Source organism: Poseidonibacter ostreae (assembly GCF_009208075.1).
GTDB lineage: Bacteria > Campylobacterota > Campylobacteria > Campylobacterales > Arcobacteraceae > Poseidonibacter > Poseidonibacter ostreae.
The window spans coordinates 17,344-35,781 of the sequence record NZ_WFKJ01000011.1; the positions used below are offsets into that span (position 1 = coordinate 17,344).

Sequence of the window (18,438 nt, forward strand, 5' to 3'; positions counted from 1 at the left end):
GTTTTCTTAAATTAATATAATTTCGATAATCATTATTATAATTAAATGTAATTTAAGATGTTTTGTATTAGTATTCAAAAAAACAAAGGATTGAAAATGTTAAAAAAGATAATTATATCATTTGCTTTACTTCTTGTAGTAAATATAAATGCAGACGAAAAACTAGAAAAAATAGTTTTAAGTGGTCCAGTTGCTTCTGTTTCTCATCCACTTATCCATATGGTAAAAACAGGTGCGTTAAATGACATTGCAAAAAATGTTGAATTTAAACTTTGGAAAAATCCAGATGAATTAAGAGCTTTAACTTTAAGAAATAGAGCAGACTTTATTGCAGTTCCTATAAATGTAGCAGCAAATCTTCATAATAAAGGTGTAGATATAAAACTTCTGAATGTTTCAGTTTGGGGGATATTAGGAATGATTACAAGAGATAAAACACTTAAAACTCTTGCAGACTTTAAAGGAAAAGAAATAGCAATGCCTTTTAGAGCTGATATGCCTGATATTATTTTTGAAGAACTTGTAAGAGCTCAAGGAATGGATCCTAAAAAAGATTTTAAACTCAAATATATGAGTAATCCTTTTGATGCTATGCAAAATTTAATTTTAAGACAAGTTGATCATGCACTTTTAGCAGAACCTGCAATTTCAATTGCTTTAAAGAAAACAGGTTCATTTCCTTTAAAACTAATTGCACCTGATTTATACAGAAGTGCTGATTTACAAGATGAGTGGGGGAAAGTTTTTAATGTAGAAGCAAAAGTTCCACAAGCGGGTATGTCTGTTATTGGAGATATGATTTTAAATAAAAAGGTAATAAAAAGATTTAATGAAGAGTATGAAAAATCATTAAACTGGTATAAAAACAATCCAAAAGAAGCTGCAAAAATGGTTGTTGAAGAAATGCCAATGCTTGATGAATTAGGAGTTGAAGAGAGTATTAAACATGTGCAACTAAATACAGTAAGCGCACAAGATTCAAAAGCTGATTTAGAGTTTTTCTATAAATTATTAGAAAAAAACAATCCTAAGACAATAGGTGGAAAACTACCTAGTGATAGTTTTTACTTCTAGTAATCATGACATTATTTATCACAGCAAAAATTATACATATTTTATCAGCGATTTTTTTTATAGGTGTTGTGAGTTTTAGAACATTCATAATGCCTGTATTAAAAAATACATATGATAAAAGTGCTTATCAAAAGATTGATATGATGATAGGAATAAGAGCTAGAAATATTATAAAAATTAATAATATATTTCTTATTATTAGTGGGCTTTACTTACTTAGTTTTCATTTAGATGCTTTTACAATATTATTATTTTTTAAAGCTCTTGTAGGTTTAATAGTAGCACTTGGCTTTTATTTTGTGCCTGTTATTATGAAGAGGTTTACGCATATAGTTTGGTTTTCTCCTTTCTTTCATTATCTATATTTTAGTTTGATGATTTGTGTTGTTATAATTTCTCAAATTGTGTTTTATATATAAACAATGTAAATATTGATATTAATCAAGGAAAGAATAAATATCTTTAGATAAGATTTTAAGAATGATTATCATTAACATATTTATCGTAATGATAAAACTACAGATTAAGGACTTTTAGTGAAATTTATTATAAAAATATTAAAAGATTTTCCCGCATATTTATGGAGTGGTTGGGGAGCAATTGCTGCAATATTTCTTTTCATTGCTTCATGGGATGTCGGAAATCAAGTTTATGGAAATCTTGTACTTCCCTCACCACTAGAAACTTTTCAAACTTTATATTTAATGCTTCAAGATGAATTAGTAATCCAAGAGATAAAAACTACTTTATATCGAGCAGGAGTTGGTTTTGGAAGTTCTTTAATTTTTGGTTCTATTTTAGGACTTCTTGCAGGTTTCTTTGCAACAGCTTCTATGATGAGTCGACCTATTGTTACTATTTTAATGGGAATGCCTCCAATTGCTTGGATTGTTTTAGCAATGATTTGGTTTGGAATGGGTGATGAAACGGTTATCTTTACAGTTATCATAGCTTCTTTTCCTATTATTTTTGTTGGAGCCTTACAAGGAACTAGAACTTTAGAGGGTGATTTAAAAGAGATGGCGGATAGCTTTAATCTGCCTTGGCATATGAAGTTTATGGATATTTATTTTCCACATATCTTTTCTTATATTTTCCCAGCTTGGGTAAGTGGTCTTGGAATGGCTTGGAAGATAGTTATTATGGCTGAATTACTTGCAACTTCAGATGGTATTGGAGCTTCACTTGCAGTTGCTAGAAGCCAACTTGACACTCCAACAGCTTTAGCACTGGTTACTATTATGATTAGCTCACTGATGTTTATTGAATATATTATTTTAGAACCAATTAAAAGAGAGGTTGAGTTATGGCGAAGCTAGAAGAAGCAAATAATCTAAATAATGCAATTAATAAAGAAGTGGAAAGCCTAGAAGTAGAAAGATTAAATCATAACTTTGGTTTTACACAAATACTAAAAGATATAAACTTTTCTATAAAAAAAGGCGAGGTTTTATCTGTAGTTGGACCCTCAGGTGGTGGAAAAACTACTTTGATGCACTTATGTGCAAATCTTCTTGATGTTGAAGAAGGAAGTATTAAAAACTCTTTTACAAGTTCAGCTTTTGCTTTTCAAGAGGCAAGACTGCTACCATGGAAAAATGTTATTGATAATATTTCACTTGGACTAATTGCAAAAGGTACTAAAGCCAATATTGCAAAGAAAATGTCTGAAGAAATAGCTTTAAAGTTTGGTTTAGAAGAAGAAGATTTTGATAAATTTCCAAAAGATTTAAGTGGAGGAATGAAACAAAGAGTCTCTTTTGCAAGAGCTTTAGTGGTTGAACCTTCATTGCTTTTTTTAGATGAACCTTTTTCAGCTTTAGATATAGGTTTAAAAATGGAATTGCAAGCACATTTAATCCAAATGGTAAAAGAGAAAAATTTAACTATTTTATTTATTACCCATGATTTAATGGAAGCAATTAGACTAAGTGATAAGATACTTTTACTAGAAGCTGATCCTGGGCATATAATAAAAGAATTTACTTATGATTTAGCACAAGAAAGTAGAGATGATAAATTTGTTTATAACCAAACTGCAAAAATATTGCAAGATGAGACTATTATAAATACTTTTGAACTACAAGGAATAGGATTTAAATAATGGCAAATGAATTAAATGAAAATAAATTAAATAAAGAGCAGCCTTTACATGCTACAAATCACTATTTGTATTATCCTGATGAAAAAAATATACCTCCTTATTTAGCATATGGATTTAGACCTGTATTTTTATTACTAGCTCCTTATATGGTAATTTCAATGATATTATGGGGATTAGTTTGGAGTGGAGTTTTAAGTATACCTTTTATGAATGACACTTTAACTTGGCATATTTATGAAATGTTATTTGGAATATTAACAGCTGGAGTTATGGCATTTTTAACAACAGGAATACCTGAACTTTTTCCAGGAATGGTTCCTTTTGTTGGACGAAGATTAAAAATTATAGTTGTTTTATGGATTTTAAGTCGTATTAGTTTTTGGACAATTGATATTACAGGTATTTATTTAGCTGCAATTTTAAATATTGGAATGCTTGTTTGGTTATTGTGGTTTGCAAAAGAAGCAGTTTTAGATCCACTTCAAAGACATGCAAGTTTAGGATATAGCTTAATAGTTATTTTAGCAATTGAAGTATGGTTTTTTTCATCAATGTTAGGCTTTGCAAGTACAAATGGACTTTCTATCTTAACTGTAGCAATTGGTGCAATTGTAATCCTAGTTTTACTTGCTTTAAGAAGAGTAAACATGGAAGCTGTAAATGAGTTGATGGAAGATAAGGGTATTGATGATATTTATATTTCAAGACCACCTTTAACAAATCTTGCTATTTTTTGTGTAGCTATTTTTACTATTGTAGAATTTTTATATCCACAAAATAGTGCTTTAGGATGGATAGGACTTGCAACTGCTGCTTCAATACTAGCTCTTACAAGTGATTATATTTTAAAAGATAAATTCATCTTAAATCAAGGCTATGTAATATATTTAGCACTAATTCCAATCTTACTAAGCATAGGATACGCTTTAATGGGATGGGATTTATTAAACGATGATTTCTATGCAATCAATCACTTTAGACACTTTATTACAAGTGGGGGAATTGGCTTGTCTTATTTAGTTATTATGATGATAATTGGATATATACACTCTGGAAGACACTTAACAGTAAATATTTATACAAATATGATGGTGTTTTTAATAGTATTAGCTACTTGTATGAGAAGTTTAATACCGTTTTTTGAAAACTATACACATGAAATGTATCTTTATTCTTCAATACTTTGGGCAATTCCCTTTGCTATTTATATGAAAGTATTTTATAGTTTTTTACTAAATCCAAGAGCGGATGGAATAAAAGGGTAAAAAAATATTTATTGTCTGCCAAGATATCTTTCTAAGATAATCTTAGCAGCAATAGAATCAATTCTTCCATCTCTTTTGTATTTAATATCACCTTTCATTAAATCTTCTGCTTCAATTGAACTCATATTTTCTTCTTGAAGTTCATATGGAATTTCTAACTCTAAAAGTGCTACAAAATGTTTTATTCTTTTTTGCATATCTTCACTTGAACTAGGATATCCAACTACAAGTTTTTTGATATCCCACTCTTTTAAAAAAGTATTTACATCTCGTGCAGCTTGATTTCTATTTTTTCTTAAAATTGCATCTTTTGGTGTTACAATATTTGAGCTAACACAAATAGCAACTCCAATTCTTTTAAGACCCACATCAATAGAAGCTAGACTCAAGAAATTACTTCATTTGCAACATCAAATCTATTAGCAGTCATTAAATGTATTTTTGGATGAATTTTTCTAATTTCTTTATAAATATCTTGGCTTAAACGCATTCCAACTTTATACTCTTCTTCTGGTGATATTTTATGAGCATTTTCAAGTTGGTCAATCCAGTATTGTGGCACATGAATACCTGGAACTTGTGCTTCTAAAAATAGCGCAGTTCTTAGTTTTGTAATAGGGAATAATCCAAAAATTAATTGAGATTTTTTCTTATCACCTTCGACATCAGCTTTTGCTTTATCAAATGACTCAAGTAATTTCTTTGCATTATCAATATCAAATACAGGTTGAGAAATAATTCCTAAAGAACCATTTTGTATTTTATTATGCATTTTCTTTTCTAGTGTTGCGAAGTTTTTTGCATAAGAGTTTACAACTGAAAAAGGAAATATTTGCTTTGGTTCAATTTTAAAAGGATGACCTGCAAAATCCATTCCATAGTTAAAAGATTTTATAATTTTTAAAAGCATTAATGAGTTTGATTCAAATACACCTTTTGAGTGTGGTTGATCACTCATTTTAGCAGGATCTCCAGTTAGTGCTAAAATAGCACGTACATCAAAATCACTAGCACCTAATAAATCAGATTGTAAAGCAATTTTATTTCTATCTCTCATACTCATAGTTGCAATAACAGGTTTTTCAAATTCCATTTGTAATTTAAGGGATGCAAATAGTGCATTATATTTTAATTTTGCAAGTGGATTATCTGTACAAGAAAACCCATCTACTTTATTTTGTAATTTAAATTTTTTAATTCTTTCAATAATATTATGCATAGATGGTTCATGTTGTGGTGTTGTTTCTAATGTTAAATAATTATCTTCTTGAAGTTTTTGTAGTAGTGTTTCAAACATAGTGAAAAACAATCCTTTTAGTATATTTAGTTTAATTTAGATAATATTATATCCTTAAAAGACTAAAACTAGGGAAAATTAATGAAATTAGCTGTTTTTGATTTTGATTCAACACTTATGGATGGAGAGACAATTGACTTTCTAGCAGATGAGTTAGGAATAGGGCAAGAAGTTGCACATATAACTGAAGAGGCAATGTCTGGACGACTTGATTTCTTTGAATCTTTAACTACAAGAGTAGGTTTATTAAAAGGCTTAGAGTATAAAAAAGCTGTTGATATTTGTAAAGAATTACCATTAATGAAAGGTGCAAAAGAATTAATTCCAGCATTAAAAGAAAAAGGCTACAAAGTAGTTTGTTTTTCAGGTGGATTTAGAATAGGAACTAGTCCTGCAAAAGACGTACTAGGACTTGATGCAGACTTTTCAAATGTTTTACATGAAAAAGATGGAATTTTAACAGGACTTGTTGGTGGAGATATGATGTTCTCTCACTCAAAGGGTGATATGATTCAAAGACTTCAATCACTTTTAGGAGTTACTCGTGCAGATACTTTAGTATGTGGTGATGGAGCTAATGATTTATCTATGTTTGCTCATGCTGATACAAGAATTGCATTTTGTGCAAGAGATGTATTAAAAAAAGAAGCAAATATTATCATAGATGAAAAAGATTTAACAAAAATTTTAGAAAAAATATAAGGAAAATAGATGAGTTTAAAAGAAGATATTAATTACTCTTTATGGTGTGATTTTATAGAAAGAGACTTTTTAGAAAATAGATTTCAAGAGATAATAAAAGATAAAACTATTCAAGGTGCTACATCAAATCCTGCAATTTTTGAATCATCAATTTCAAATTCTGTTGCATATAAACAACAACTTGATATGTTACAAGCAAATAATGCAAAAACAATTTATGAAGAGTTAGCACTAACTGATATTAAAAGAGCAGCTGAGTTACTTTCACCCTTACATAAAGAAGATGCAGATGATGGATTTATTTCTATTGAAGTTGACCCTTTATTATGTGATGATGCACAAGGAACTATTGAAGAGGGCTTAAGGTTACACTCTTCAATAAATGCTGATAATGTGATGATTAAAGTACCTGCAACTGATGCTGGTTATATTGCAATGAGAGAATTAACTTCAAGAGGTATTCACGTAAATGCAACATTAATTTTTTCTCCAAAGCAAGCTATTAAATGTGCACAAGCACTTAATGAAGGTATTATAGAATCAAATAAAGATATTAAAGCAGTTGTTTCTGTTTTTGTTTCTAGATTTGACAGAATGTGTGATGGTGAGTTTATTACAAAAAATTTAGAAGCATCTAAATTAGGTATTATAAATGCTACTAAGTGTTATCATGAAATTAATAAGTTTAAGAACTCAAATATTAGAACACTATTTGCAAGTACTGGTGTTAAGGGAAATGAATTAGCTCCAAGTTATTATATTGATAATCTAATCTTTCCAAACTCTGTAAATACTGCACCTTTATCAACTATTGAAGATTGGTTAAAAGATGGAGTTAAAGAAGAGACTGAAATTATAAGTGAAGAAGAGTGTAATGAATATTTTGAAGAAATAAAAAACAAAAAAGTTAATATGGAAAAAGTTTATACTGACCTTTTAACGCAAGGTTTAGATGCATTCAAAGTTTCATTTAAAGATTTATTAGCAAAGTTAATTAATTAAGTTAACATATTTATTAATCTAGATTACAAGTTAGTAACAAAAATATCTAATTTCATTAAGATATTTTTGGATAACATTTTAAAAATATAAGAAAAAGGCAAAAAATGAAGAAGTGGCAACCAAATAGCTGGAGAGATTTTCCAATAAAACAACAACCAACTTATACAGACTTAGAAAAGTTGAAAAAAGTTGAAAAAGAGTTAGGCTCATATCCTCCACTTATTTTTGCAGGTGAAGCTTTGAATTTAAAAAATCAATTAGCTGATGTTGTAAATGGTAAAGCATTTTTACTTCAAGGTGGAGATTGTGCTGAATCTTTTGCTTCATTTGATGCAAACAATATAAAAAACTTATTTAAAGTTATGATGCAAATGTCAGTTGTTTTGACATTTTCAGGTGGTTGTCCTGTTGTAAAAGTAGGACGAGTAGCTGGACAATTTGCAAAACCTAGATCTTCTGATTTTGAAGAAGTTAATGGAATTTCATTACCTTCATATAGAGGAGATATTGTAAATGATATTGAATTTTCTGAAAAAGCTAGAGGTTCAAAGCCAAAGAAATTATTAAAAGCATATAATCAAAGTGCTGCAACAATGAATTTACTTCGTGCATTTTCACGTGGTGGAATGGCTGATTTAAATCAAGTTCATTTATGGAATACAGATTTTGTAAAAGATAATACTTTAGGTGAAAAATATGATGAGGTATCTTCTAAAATTACAGAAGCTCTTAATTTCATGAAAGCTTGTGGAATTACAAGTGAGACTACACCAAACTTAGCACAAACTAATCTATTTACTTCACATGAAGCATTATTATTAAACTATGAGCAAGCTTTAACAAGAAAAGATTCAATAACAGGTGATTGGTATAACTGTGCTGCTCATATGTTGTGGATTGGTGATAGAACAAGAGATTTAAAAGATGCTCATATTGAATACTTTAGAGGTATTAAAAACCCTATTGGATGTAAAGTAGGACCATCTATGAAAGAAGATGAATTAATCCAATTAATTGATACTTTAAATCCAGAAAATGAAGCAGGAAGACTTAACTTAATTGTACGAATGGGTGCAAACAAAGTTGGGGATTTTTATCCAAAATTACTTGAAAGAGTAAAAAGAGAAGGTAAAAATGTATTATGGTCATGTGATCCAATGCATGGAAATACTATTAAAGCTGATAATGGTTATAAAACTAGAGATTTTGAAGCAATATTAAGTGAAGTTAAGCAATTTTTCCAAATCCATAAAGCTGAGGGAACTTATGCTGGTGGAATCCATCTAGAAATGACAGGTCAAGATGTAACAGAGTGTACAGGAAGTGCTAGTTCTGCTGTTACAACTGAGGGCTTAGCTTCTAGATATCATACTCAGTGTGATCCAAGATTAAATGCTGATCAAGCTTTAGAATTATCATTTATGATTGCTGATACACTTAAAGAAGCTAGAAAAGATTTAATTATATAAACATATATTTTATTAGATATAAAAAAAGGGAAGTTAGATAACTTCCCCTTTTTTATTGATTAAGTATTTTATAAAAAAGTTTCTTTATAAATATCTTCATTAAAAGCTACTAAAACTTTTCCATCATATTCAACTACCGGTCTTTTAAAAAGCATAGGCTCTTTTTTTAACCATTCTGTTTTTCCATCATCATCTAAATTTAACTCTTTTAATTTTAAAGTTCTATATTTAGTCCCTCTAGAATTAAATAGTAAGTTTAAATCAGATTTTTCTATCCATGTGTCTACTAGATCTGAGCTTGGTGATTCTTTTTTAAAATCAAAAAAATCAACTTCTATTTCGTTGTCCTTAAAAAACCTTAAGGCTTTTCTAACAGAGTCACAGGTTTTTATTCCATAAACCTTTAACATCTTTCTTCCTATTCTATAATTTTTGGTACTACAAAGTACCCATTTTCACTTTTTGGTGCATGTTTTAAAATGTGATTTGATAACTCTAAATCTTGACTAGCAACATCTTCTCGAAGTGGACTTCCACCTTCAATTGTACTAAATGTTGCTTCAATACCTGATACATCAATCTCTTTTAAATTCTCAACAAAATTAATAATATCAGCAAGTTCTGCTTTTAAATTCTCTTTTTTTGACTCATCTATTTCTAAACTAGATAGTTTTGATAGTTTTGTAATTAAGTTATCATCAACAGTCATATTCTTCCTTATAATTTCTAATATTTTTTCATTTTAACATAAAAATAAAAAATCTTCTTTTAATCTACGATCTTTTAGCGTAAAACTCTTTTTTAAACTCAATCCAGTTATCAGCTAAAATAGCTTCTCTAGCTTGTGTCATAAGATTTAAATAGTAGTGAATATTATGCATTGAACCTAATCTAAAGTATGTCATTTCACCAGCTCTATAAAGATGATTTAAATACCCTCTTGAGAAGTTTTTACATGTATAACAATCACATAAAGGATCAATAGGTCCCTCGTCTTCTTTAAATACGGCATTTCTTACATTTATTCTTCCAAATGATGTAAAAAGTGTTCCATTTCTAGCATTTCTTGTAGGCATTACACAATCAAACATATCAACACCACGTTCAATATTTTCAATTAAATCTTCAGGAGTTCCAACACCCATTAAATATCTAGGTTTATCTTTTGGCATAAAATCTGTAGTCCACTCAACCGTTTCATACATATCAGCATTAGGTTCCCCAACACTTAACCCACCAATTGCAAAACCATCATAGTCTTCCATTGCACATAATTGTGTAGCACTCATTTCTCTAAATTTTTTACTAGTTCCACCTTGGATAATTGCAAAAATATTTTGATTAACTCCAATACCTTTTGCTTGTTGCTCTTTGTGATAAGTAATTGCTTCTTGTGCCCAAGAAGTTGTTCTTTGAATTGATTTTTCAATTCTTTCATCTGTATTTGGTAAGGCTACTAAATCATCCAATATCATCATAATATCAGAACCTAAATCATACTGAGTATCAAGTACACTTTGTGGTGTAAAGAAGTGCTTACTTCCATCAATATGTGATTTAAACATAATTCCATCTTCATGTTGTTTCGTATTTTTACTAAGTGAGAAAGCTTGGAAGCCTCCTGAGTCTGTTAAAAAAGAGTTAGGAAATTTTGAAAAGCCATGAAGTCCTCCAAATTTTTTAACTATTTTACTTCCTGGTCTTAAGTATAAATGGTATGTATTTCCTAAGATGATTTTTGCACCCATTTCTAACATGTCATTTGCATCAAGAGTTTTAACTGTTCCTTGTGTTCCAACTGGCATAAATACTGGTGTTTGAATTGTACTATGAGCTGTTTTAATTGTACAAGCTCTAGTTTTGTGGTGTGATGTTGCGTCTATTTTAAATTCCATTAAATATAGTAACCTTTCTTTAAATTAAAAGAATTATATCTAAAGTTGATTAATATATAAATTTATAATTATTAATTTTATACATAGCTTCCTAAGTTGCTTTATTCTAATTATTTATTTCTTTGCATTTTTTAGTTATACTTTAATATTATAAATTTGACAAGGAAATAAATGAAATTATTATTATCTTTATTATTGAGCCACTTGCAGATTATAAAAAACAACCCGTAATTTAAGCTGATTTAAATTTTAAAAAGTTGAATTGAACTTCAGATAAGTTATAATTTTTTACTACAAAAATTTAACAGAAGAGCGATTCAACTTATGGAAACTATTTTACCAAAAATATCTTCAAGTCTATCTAAAATATGGACTAAGGTTTTAAATCTTGAAAACTCACTTTTTCCTGCTTTAAAAGAGGAACTTAGATTAGATGAGTTATCAAATAAAGAGCAAAAACTTATCAAGATATTAGATTTTGCACAAATTGAGAAAAATGTTATAGTAGTATCTCTCACAAATACTCCAAAGGATAGGGAAGAGATTGCGAGAGCTTTTATAGCAAAAAGTGTTTATAATCTCCAAACAACACGAGACCTTATAGATAGACTTCGTATTGACAGAACACTACGAGTATTGTGTGGATGGAGATATACAAATGATATTCCAAGTGAATCGAAATTTAGTAGAGTATTCAAAGAATTAAGTGATTTAAATATAGCTCAGAAGACTCATGAACAGTTTGTCAAAGAGTATCTAAGTCAAAAGACATTTTTTTATAATGCAACAGATGCCACAAAAATACCACTCAGAGAAAAAGCTGTAAAAAAAGAGAAAGTAAAAAAGGTCAAGAGAAAAGCTGGTCGTCCTAAAAAAGGCGAAGCAAGAGAAGCAATAAAACCAAAGATATTAGAACAACAAAAAGAAATGCAAACAGTAGAAGAGATGCTATGTTTAGTCTCTACAGAGTGCGGAGTTGGTATAAAACAAAATTCCAAAGGCAATAAAGAAGTATGGATAGGCGGTAAACTGCATATTAGTGCAGTAGATGGAGATATACCAATAATAGCATTTTATTCAGGTGCTAATGTACATGACTCATCAGTATCACTCCCTTTGATACAAGAAACAAGCAAAAGAGTGAACTATCTTTATGACTTACAAGATGCAGGATATGATGCAGATATTATTAGAGAGTTTTCAACTGCATTAGGACATCGTCCAATCATAGACATCAATCCTAAAAACTCGAAAGAACTCAAAGTAAAAATAGAAGTTCAAAAAGATGAACAAAAGAAGTTTGAAATGTTAAGCCTTGTTCAAAGTTCTGATACACATCACTATAACCAAAGAAGTATGGTTGAGCGAGTAAATAAATACCTCAAAGAAGATTTCGGGTGTAATACAATTTACTATCAAGGAGCTACAAAAGTAGCTTCCGTCCTAGCATTTGGAATACTTTCAGTTTGTATTCATCAGAGTTTGAAACTGGTGACATGACTTTTAGCTAAACACACTAAAATTAGCTCACTTTTACAACGCGACCATCAAGCACGCACCCAATAAAAGCTTTTAACTAAAATTGACCCATAAAGCAGTAAAATGATTAAAAGTTAAAAAGATCTGGTTGAGAAGTTCGGTAGTCTTACAAATTCACTAGTTTATGATGGTTGAATTTGCAAGTGGCTCTATTATGTTCAAGTATAATATTTGCTCAAACAAAAGAGTTTACATTAAAAGAAGCAATAAATATTGCTTTACAAAACAATCATCAAAGTAAGATTTCAAAAGTTGCTTTAGAAATTGCAAATGCCCAATATAATCAGGCACTTAGTGCAAATTACCCAGCTATAAATGCAATGGTTGTAGGACAAAGACTTAAAGAAGATGTTGTTTTTCAACAACGAGGTGAATTTGCACTTTCCCCAGAAATGGTTGGATTATTTAGTCAATTATCAGGAGGTGCTGTGAGTATTACAACTACACCAGCAAATATTGATACAACAGCATTAGGTCGAGATACAGTAAAGGGGTCATTAAACCTTTTATATCCTTTATTTACAGGTGGAAAGATATCTTCTGTTATTGAACAAGCTAAATTAAATAAATTATTAGCAATGAATACAATTAAAAGAAATGATTTAACAGTTGTTTATGATATTAAAAAATATTTTTATGGATATGTTTTAACAAATGAATTATACGAAATTGCAAAATCTACACTTGATAGAATGAATTATGTTTCTGATTTAACAAAGCAGTTTTATGAAAGTGGTAGTTCATTAAATGTAAAAAAAACTGATTATTTATCAATTCAAGTTACAGTTGCTCTAATTGAATCAATTGTTGCAAAAATTGAAGCAAATAGATTTATGGTAAAATCAGCATTAGCCAATGCTATGGGTTTAGCATGGGATAGTGAAATAAATCCAAAATATACAAATAACGAATTATTACCTCCAGAATACTCTTTATCAAAATTAGTTCAAGATGCATATAAAACAAATAGTGATATTAGAAAAATGGATATTGCTTTAAAAATATCAAAAGAACAAATAAAAGAACAAAAAGCTGGTCATTATCCAAGTGTTGCATTAATGGGTGAGCTTTCTCATACTTATAACTCTTATGAATTTGGATACTTATCTGATGATAAAGAGAACTCTTGGAATGTAGGATTTGCTGCTGAAATTCCACTTTTTGATGGTTTTAAAACAACAAATATGGTAAATGAAAAGAAGTTAGAAAAAAAGAAACTATATTTATTACAAGATATGTTAAAAGAGGGTGTTGCTCTACAAATTAAAAATGAACTTAATAATGCTCTTCTTGGTTTTAAACAAATCCAAACACTAAAAAAAGCTAAAAAACTAGCACGTGATAGTAGAGAATTGAATATAAGAGGTTATCAAATTGATGCTATTACTCCACAAAAAGTAATAGAATCACAATATATAGAATCTTATGTAAAAGCTGATTATTTAAAATATGTTCATGATTATTTATTATCATTAGCAAAAATTGATAACTTAATAGGTAAAGAAGTAAAGTGAAAAATTAGCTTTATTTCTGCTGTTATTAATTTAAAAAAGATATAATGTCCAAATGAAAAAAATCTTGATTATTTTAGACGGTATTGTTGCAAAAAAATTAATGCACAGAATCGTAGAAGCAAATACTGGCGATAATGCTTATGATATTATATACATGAGTGATGTTATCCTACCTGTTCAAAAACCTTCGAATTTTACATTTTATAAGTTTGATCCGACATCAAAATCAAAATTAGCAATGGTTTTAGATAAAAATATTCATACTGAAGTATTAATTGCTCTTAATTCAAAAGATGAGATGATTAATGTAACTAAGAATATTAGAAGTCATAAACAAAATTTACAAATGACTGTACTAGATTATTGGGGATTGGATTTTAAAGACCAATATATTAATGTTTATAAAGGTATCGAAGTTCTTGCAAATGGAATGGTTGAAAGACTTCCAAATATTCCTGTAGTTGCTCAAAATATTGGTTTAAAACAGGGTGAAATCATGGAGATTAGAGTTCCTTTTGGAAGCTCTTATGCTTACAGATATTTAGGCTCAATTGAACAAAAAGAGTGGAAAATATTTGCACTTTATAGAAATCAACAACTTGTAAATATCAAACCATCTTTAGTACTAAAACCAAATGATGTAATTTTAGTAGTTGGAAAACCTTATGTTTTAATGCAAGTATATAATGCAATTGGAAAAACACAAGGGCAATTTCCTATGCCTTTTGGACACAATATTTACTTATATTTAGATCTGTATTTACAAGATGAATTAAGTGTGAAAAAAGCTATTGATGAAGCAAAAACCTTAAATCAAAAATTAAAAAACAATAAATTAATTATTAGAATTACAAGACCTACAACACCTGCGATTATGAATTACATAAAAGAGAAATTAAAATATTTTGATAGCATTGTTGTAAGAATTGATTATTCAAGTAAGGGATTTAATAAAATTCTAAAAGAAGACTTTAGGAAATATGATATTGGAATGATGATTTTAACACAAGAAATGTTTAAAGAAAAAGACTCTCTAACAAAGATAATTGACTTTAAAGTTCCTATTTTTAAGCTAGGAAATGAAAGCTTAAAATCTATAAAACAAACTGTTGTTTTATTAAATGATACTCACTCTTATGAGCAAATATCTCCAATAGTATTTGATGTTGCAAGTCAGATAAAAACAAAAACAAGAATTTTTGATTTAGACCCAATTGGTGAAGAAGAAGATAAAACAAACCTTTTAGATCATTTTGAGAATTTAGCAAAAATATTTAATGAGAAAATTGAGATTGTTTCAAATAATCAAAATCCAATTAGAGAGTTAAAAAAAGAAAAAAACATGCTACAAATCTTACCTTTAAAACAAGAGATGCTTAAAAAAAGATTTTCATGGAAATTCTTCTATACAAATACTGATTTTATATCTTTTGATATGAATAAATATAATCAATTATTAGTTCCAATAGTTGAAGAACAATAGAAATCAAGGAAAAATTAAATGAATTTTGAAAAATACCCTTTTGAAAGATTAGCAGAAACTTTAGCTGATATTACACCAAATGAAAAGTATGAATTATCAGCTTTAACTATTGGTGAACCAAAGTTTGAGACACCAGACTTTATTCAAGAAGAGTTGCAAAAGTCTACTTCTTTATTGAAAAAATATCCAGCATCAGCAGGAATCCCTGAATTAAAAGATGCAATGATAAACTTTGTAAATAAAAGATTTAATCTTACTTTAGACTATACACAAATTATTCCAACTTTTGGAACAAGAGAAGTATTATTTAACTTTCCTCAATTTGCTTTATTTGATAAGAAAAATCCTACTATTGCTTTTACAAATCCTTTTTATCAAATTTATGAAGGTGCTGCAATAGCTAGTAGGGCAGAAGTTATTCATATTGATTTAACAAAAGAGAATGATTTTAAAGCAGAACTTAGCGTTGAGCAATTAAAAAAATGTGATTTAGTTGTACTTAACTTTCCAAATAACCCAACATCTGCATCTATGAGTAAAGAAGAGTTAGGGGAATGGGTTGAAAAAGCATTAAAATATGATTTTATTTTAATAAATGATGAGTGTTATTCTGAAATCTATTTTGATGAGAATAATAAACCAGCTTCACTTTTAGAAGCTAGTATTTTAGTTGGAAATGATAAGTTTAAAAATGTTTTAGTGATGAACTCAATTTCAAAAAGAAGTAGTGCACCTGGTTTACGAAGTGGATTTATCGCAGGTGATGCAAAAATACTTAAAAGTTATATGCAATATAGAACTTATGTAGGTTGTGCATCTCCTGTTCCTTTACAACAAGCAGCTGCAGCTGCTTGGAATGAAGAGAGTCATGTAGAATATTTTAGAAGTATTTATAAGAAAAATTTTGAATTAGCACGTGACATTTTAGGAGTACAAACTCCACAAGCAACATTTTATATTTGGCTAGAAGTTGATGATGAAATAGAGTTTACAAGAGAATTATACAGACAAAAAAACATTAAAGTATTACCAGGGTCTTTTTTAGGTAGAGAAGGTATTGGAAAAGGTTATGTAAGAATTGCACTAGTTGAAAATGCAGCAAAAACAGAAGAAGTATTAAAAAGATTAAAGGATTTTATTGATGGATAAAGAGCAATTAAATGATGCAAGAACAAATCCAGACTTTCTAAAGTATTTAGAAGAGGCTAGAGTTAAATCTATTGCAGAAAAGAATATAAATGTAATGTATGAAACATTAGATTCAATGTTAATTTTAGATTTAGATGAAGAAAAAATTAATAAACTTTATGAAGAGATTTTAAAAACTTCTTTTGAAAATGTTGAAAAAATAGTAAATAAGAATGAAAAACTAAAACTAGAAAATGAAAACTTACTTTATGTAAGAGCATTTTATGAACATGCAATTGAAAAATGGTCATATGATAATTTTGATGGTGCAAAAGAGCTAGTTTTTGTTTTAGCAAATATTACTGATGATGAACCATTAGAAAAAGCTTTAAATGTCTTATTAATCGTTTTATCAACAAGAAATCAATTAGACTTTTTCTATGATACAAGTGTTGACCATGAAAAAGAGAGTAGTGAAGAAAAATATGGTTACTTTATTATGAATTTCAAATTCAATACAGATGAATTTTTAAATGATAATAAAGAAACATTAGAAAAAGAGTATAAAAATTTAAAACACTTATTGGATAGCTAATGAAAGTACATTTTATAGGAATAGGTGGAATTGGACTTTCTGCCTTAGCACGATTTTTAAATAATGATGGTCATGAAATATCTGGTTCTGATATGAAAGATTCACCTATTACAAAAGAGCTTCAAAATGAAGGTATAAAAGTTTCTTGTCCTCAAGAAGCAAAGAACATAAAAGATGATTTTGATTTAGTAATATACTCAGCTGCAGTTACAGATGAAAACCCTGAATTAATTCAAGCTAGACTTAATCAAATTAGGACACTTTCTAGAAAAGAAGCACTACCAATTGTCTTAGGAGATAAGAAAAACTATTGTGTTGCTGGTGCTCATGGTAAATCAACTACAACAGCGATTTTAGCTTCGATTTTACAAAGCTCAGCTTTAATTGGTGCAATTTCAAAAGATTTTGGTTCAAATTTTAGATATGTAAATGATTTAGTTGCTTTTGAAGCGGATGAATCTGATGCTTCTTTTTTACTTTCAAATCCATACTGTGCAATTGTTACAAATGCAGAGCCTGAGCATATGGAATATTATCATTATGATTATGATAAGTTTTATTCAGCTTATGAAAGTTTTATTGCACTTGCTAAAAAAAGAGTATTAAATGGTGAAGATAAAGATATTGCTAAATTGAAAATAGAAGAAGCTACTTATTTATATCCAAGTGTTGATATTAAAAATTTATCATATACATTAAAAGATAAAGAGCCTTGTACTAGATTTGATTTAAAAGATTTAGGTACTTTTGAAGTTTGGGGCTTTGGATATCATATCGCAGTTGATGCATCTTTAGCAATAATGGCTGCTTTAAATGAACTTGATGTTGAAAGTATAAGAACTAACCTTTTAAAATATAAAGGTATTAAAAAAAGATTTGATGTTGTTCAAGCAAATGATAAGTTTGTTGTAATTGATGACTATGCTCATCATCCAACTGAAATTGAAGTAACTATGAAATCAGTTGAGTTATATGATAACTTAACAAATTTAAATAATAGAATTGTATTATGGCAACCACATAAATATTCAAGAACAAGTGATAATCTTGAAGGTTTTAAGAAATGTTTTAGAAGATGTGATGAGTTAATTATCCTTCCTATTTGGACAATTCCTGGTGAGCAAAAAATAGATATTGACTTTGAAAAAGAATTTGCCTCATATAATCCAATTTTTGCTGATAGAATCTCTTCAACAAATGGAAGAATAGATTTAATAAAAGATGAAAAGATTATAAAAAGTTATGATGAGGGAATATTCTTAGGCGTTGGTGCTGGAGATATTACTTATCAACTTAGACACTAATTTTTTAAACTGCTTTAATATTTAATAAAGCAGTTTATACTAAAATTATATATCAAGCTTTAAAAAG

The 18,438-nt window shown here is 28.7% G+C and carries 19 protein-coding genes; 14 read left to right on the forward strand and 5 right to left on the reverse strand.

Features of this window, described 5'->3' with window-relative positions; translation table 11 throughout:
- Nucleotides 1–96: 96 nt before the first annotated feature.
- The 5 genes from GBG18_RS05230 to GBG18_RS05250 all read left to right on the forward strand — a co-directional run bounded on the left by GBG18_RS05230 (nt 97) and on the right by GBG18_RS05250 (nt 4,443).
- Nucleotides 97–1,074 carry an ABC transporter substrate-binding protein gene (locus GBG18_RS05230; RefSeq protein WP_152189043.1) on the forward strand — a complete coding sequence of 326 codons (978 nt, stop codon included), beginning with the start codon at nt 97–99 and terminating at the stop codon, nt 1,072–1,074.
- 68 nt (nt 1,075–1,142) lie between these two features.
- On the forward strand, nt 1,143–1,493 hold the full coding sequence (locus GBG18_RS05235; RefSeq protein ID WP_152189045.1) for a hypothetical protein: 351 nt from the start codon (nt 1,143–1,145) through the stop codon (nt 1,491–1,493).
- 117 nt (nt 1,494–1,610) lie between these two features.
- Entirely contained in the window at nt 1,611–2,393 is a 783-nt protein-coding gene (locus tag GBG18_RS05240; RefSeq protein ID WP_152189047.1) for an ABC transporter permease, read from the forward strand.
- The gene (locus tag GBG18_RS05245; RefSeq protein ID WP_152189049.1) at nt 2,381–3,178 is read left to right on the forward strand and encodes an ATP-binding cassette domain-containing protein; all 798 of its coding nucleotides are present in this window, start codon (nt 2,381–2,383) and stop codon (nt 3,176–3,178) included. Before GBG18_RS05240 ends, GBG18_RS05245 begins: the two co-directional genes overlap by 13 nt.
- A complete protein-coding gene (locus tag GBG18_RS05250; RefSeq protein WP_152189050.1) occupies nt 3,178–4,443 on the forward strand; it encodes an NnrS family protein in 1,266 nt (421 codons plus the stop codon). The genes GBG18_RS05245 and GBG18_RS05250 overlap by 1 nt, the downstream gene beginning before the upstream one ends.
- 8 nt (nt 4,444–4,451) lie before the next feature.
- On the opposite strand, the gene ruvX is transcribed toward GBG18_RS05250, so the two are convergent.
- Nucleotides 4,452–4,832 carry a Holliday junction resolvase RuvX gene (ruvX, locus tag GBG18_RS05255; RefSeq protein WP_152189052.1) on the reverse strand — a complete coding sequence of 127 codons (381 nt, stop codon included), beginning with the start codon at nt 4,830–4,832 and terminating at the stop codon, nt 4,452–4,454.
- The gene (locus tag GBG18_RS05260; protein WP_152189054.1) at nt 4,829–5,740 is read right to left on the reverse strand and encodes a methylenetetrahydrofolate reductase; all 912 of its coding nucleotides are present in this window, start codon (nt 5,738–5,740) and stop codon (nt 4,829–4,831) included. The genes ruvX and GBG18_RS05260 overlap by 4 nt, the downstream gene beginning before the upstream one ends.
- A gap of 81 nt (nt 5,741–5,821) precedes the next feature.
- On the opposite strand from GBG18_RS05260, the gene serB reads away from it, so the two are divergent.
- From serB to GBG18_RS05275, 3 genes are all read left to right on the forward strand, one after another.
- Nucleotides 5,822–6,442: a phosphoserine phosphatase SerB gene (serB, locus tag GBG18_RS05265; RefSeq protein ID WP_152189056.1), complete on the forward strand. Its 621-nt coding sequence runs from the start codon at nt 5,822–5,824 to the stop codon at nt 6,440–6,442.
- Nucleotides 6,443–6,451: 9 nt separating this feature from the next.
- Nucleotides 6,452–7,444: a transaldolase gene (locus tag GBG18_RS05270; RefSeq protein ID WP_152189058.1), complete on the forward strand. Its 993-nt coding sequence runs from the start codon at nt 6,452–6,454 to the stop codon at nt 7,442–7,444.
- Nucleotides 7,445–7,548: 104 nt separating this feature from the next.
- Entirely contained in the window at nt 7,549–8,913 is a 1,365-nt protein-coding gene (locus GBG18_RS05275; protein ID WP_152189060.1) for a class II 3-deoxy-7-phosphoheptulonate synthase, read from the forward strand.
- Nucleotides 8,914–8,981: 68 nt separating this feature from the next.
- Here GBG18_RS05275 and GBG18_RS05280 read toward each other — a convergent pair whose 3' ends face one another.
- The 3 genes from GBG18_RS05280 to tgt form a co-directional block, all read right to left on the reverse strand.
- Nucleotides 8,982–9,323: an arsenate reductase family protein gene (locus GBG18_RS05280; RefSeq protein ID WP_152189062.1), complete on the reverse strand. Its 342-nt coding sequence runs from the start codon at nt 9,321–9,323 to the stop codon at nt 8,982–8,984.
- An 8-nt stretch (nt 9,324–9,331) separates the two neighbouring features.
- A complete protein-coding gene (gatC, locus tag GBG18_RS05285) occupies nt 9,332–9,622 on the reverse strand; it encodes an Asp-tRNA(Asn)/Glu-tRNA(Gln) amidotransferase subunit GatC (protein ID WP_152189064.1) in 291 nt (96 codons plus the stop codon).
- Between the two features lie 64 nt (nt 9,623–9,686).
- Complete coding sequence (gene tgt / locus GBG18_RS05290) at nt 9,687–10,808, reverse strand: tRNA guanosine(34) transglycosylase Tgt (RefSeq protein WP_152189065.1); 1,122 nt, start codon at nt 10,806–10,808, stop codon at nt 9,687–9,689.
- 324 nt (nt 10,809–11,132) lie between these two features.
- On the opposite strand from tgt, the gene GBG18_RS05295 reads away from it, so the two are divergent.
- The 6 genes from GBG18_RS05295 (at nt 11,133) to murC (ending at nt 18,371) form a co-directional block, all read left to right on the forward strand.
- A complete protein-coding gene (locus GBG18_RS05295) occupies nt 11,133–12,308 on the forward strand; it encodes a transposase (protein WP_079580386.1) in 1,176 nt (391 codons plus the stop codon).
- Between the two features lie 182 nt (nt 12,309–12,490).
- Nucleotides 12,491–13,861 (forward strand): TolC family protein, encoded by a 1,371-nt coding sequence (locus GBG18_RS05300; protein ID WP_226898691.1) that lies wholly within the window; start codon nt 12,491–12,493, stop codon nt 13,859–13,861.
- Nucleotides 13,862–13,913: 52 nt separating this feature from the next.
- Entirely contained in the window at nt 13,914–15,344 is a 1,431-nt protein-coding gene (locus GBG18_RS05305; protein WP_152189068.1) for a COG3400 family protein, read from the forward strand.
- An 18-nt stretch (nt 15,345–15,362) separates the two neighbouring features.
- Complete coding sequence (locus tag GBG18_RS05310; protein ID WP_152189070.1) at nt 15,363–16,493, forward strand: succinyldiaminopimelate transaminase; 1,131 nt, start codon at nt 15,363–15,365, stop codon at nt 16,491–16,493.
- A complete protein-coding gene (locus GBG18_RS05315) occupies nt 16,486–17,067 on the forward strand; it encodes a hypothetical protein (protein ID WP_152189072.1) in 582 nt (193 codons plus the stop codon). The genes GBG18_RS05310 and GBG18_RS05315 overlap by 8 nt, the downstream gene beginning before the upstream one ends.
- Entirely contained in the window at nt 17,067–18,371 is a 1,305-nt protein-coding gene (gene murC / locus GBG18_RS05320; protein WP_152189074.1) for a UDP-N-acetylmuramate--L-alanine ligase, read from the forward strand. Before GBG18_RS05315 ends, murC begins: the two co-directional genes overlap by 1 nt.
- Nucleotides 18,372–18,438 lie beyond the last annotated feature (67 nt).

Bases quoted from the DNA above. Each gene is read 5' to 3' on its own strand.
- GBG18_RS05230 (WP_152189043.1), top strand. From the start codon at position 97: ATGTTAAAAAAGATAATTATATCATTTGCTTTACTTCTTGTAGTAAAT.
- GBG18_RS05245 (WP_152189049.1), top strand. From the start codon at position 2,381: ATGGCGAAGCTAGAAGAAGCAAATAATCTAAATAATGCAATTAATAAA.
- GBG18_RS05250 (WP_152189050.1), top strand. From the start codon at position 3,178: ATGGCAAATGAATTAAATGAAAATAAATTAAATAAAGAGCAGCCTTTA.
- GBG18_RS05260 (WP_152189054.1), bottom strand. From the start codon at position 5,740: ATGTTTGAAACACTACTACAAAAACTTCAAGAAGATAATTATTTAACA.
- serB (WP_152189056.1), top strand. From the start codon at position 5,822: ATGAAATTAGCTGTTTTTGATTTTGATTCAACACTTATGGATGGAGAG.
- GBG18_RS05270 (WP_152189058.1), top strand. From the start codon at position 6,452: ATGAGTTTAAAAGAAGATATTAATTACTCTTTATGGTGTGATTTTATA.
- GBG18_RS05275 (WP_152189060.1), top strand. From the start codon at position 7,549: ATGAAGAAGTGGCAACCAAATAGCTGGAGAGATTTTCCAATAAAACAA.
- GBG18_RS05280 (WP_152189062.1), bottom strand. From the start codon at position 9,323: ATGTTAAAGGTTTATGGAATAAAAACCTGTGACTCTGTTAGAAAAGCC.
- gatC (WP_152189064.1), bottom strand. From the start codon at position 9,622: ATGACTGTTGATGATAACTTAATTACAAAACTATCAAAACTATCTAGT.
- tgt (WP_152189065.1), bottom strand. From the start codon at position 10,808: ATGGAATTTAAAATAGACGCAACATCACACCACAAAACTAGAGCTTGT.
- GBG18_RS05295 (WP_079580386.1), top strand. From the start codon at position 11,133: ATGGAAACTATTTTACCAAAAATATCTTCAAGTCTATCTAAAATATGG.
- GBG18_RS05305 (WP_152189068.1), top strand. From the start codon at position 13,914: ATGAAAAAAATCTTGATTATTTTAGACGGTATTGTTGCAAAAAAATTA.
- GBG18_RS05310 (WP_152189070.1), top strand. From the start codon at position 15,363: ATGAATTTTGAAAAATACCCTTTTGAAAGATTAGCAGAAACTTTAGCT.
- GBG18_RS05315 (WP_152189072.1), top strand. From the start codon at position 16,486: ATGGATAAAGAGCAATTAAATGATGCAAGAACAAATCCAGACTTTCTA.
- murC (WP_152189074.1), top strand. From the start codon at position 17,067: ATGAAAGTACATTTTATAGGAATAGGTGGAATTGGACTTTCTGCCTTA.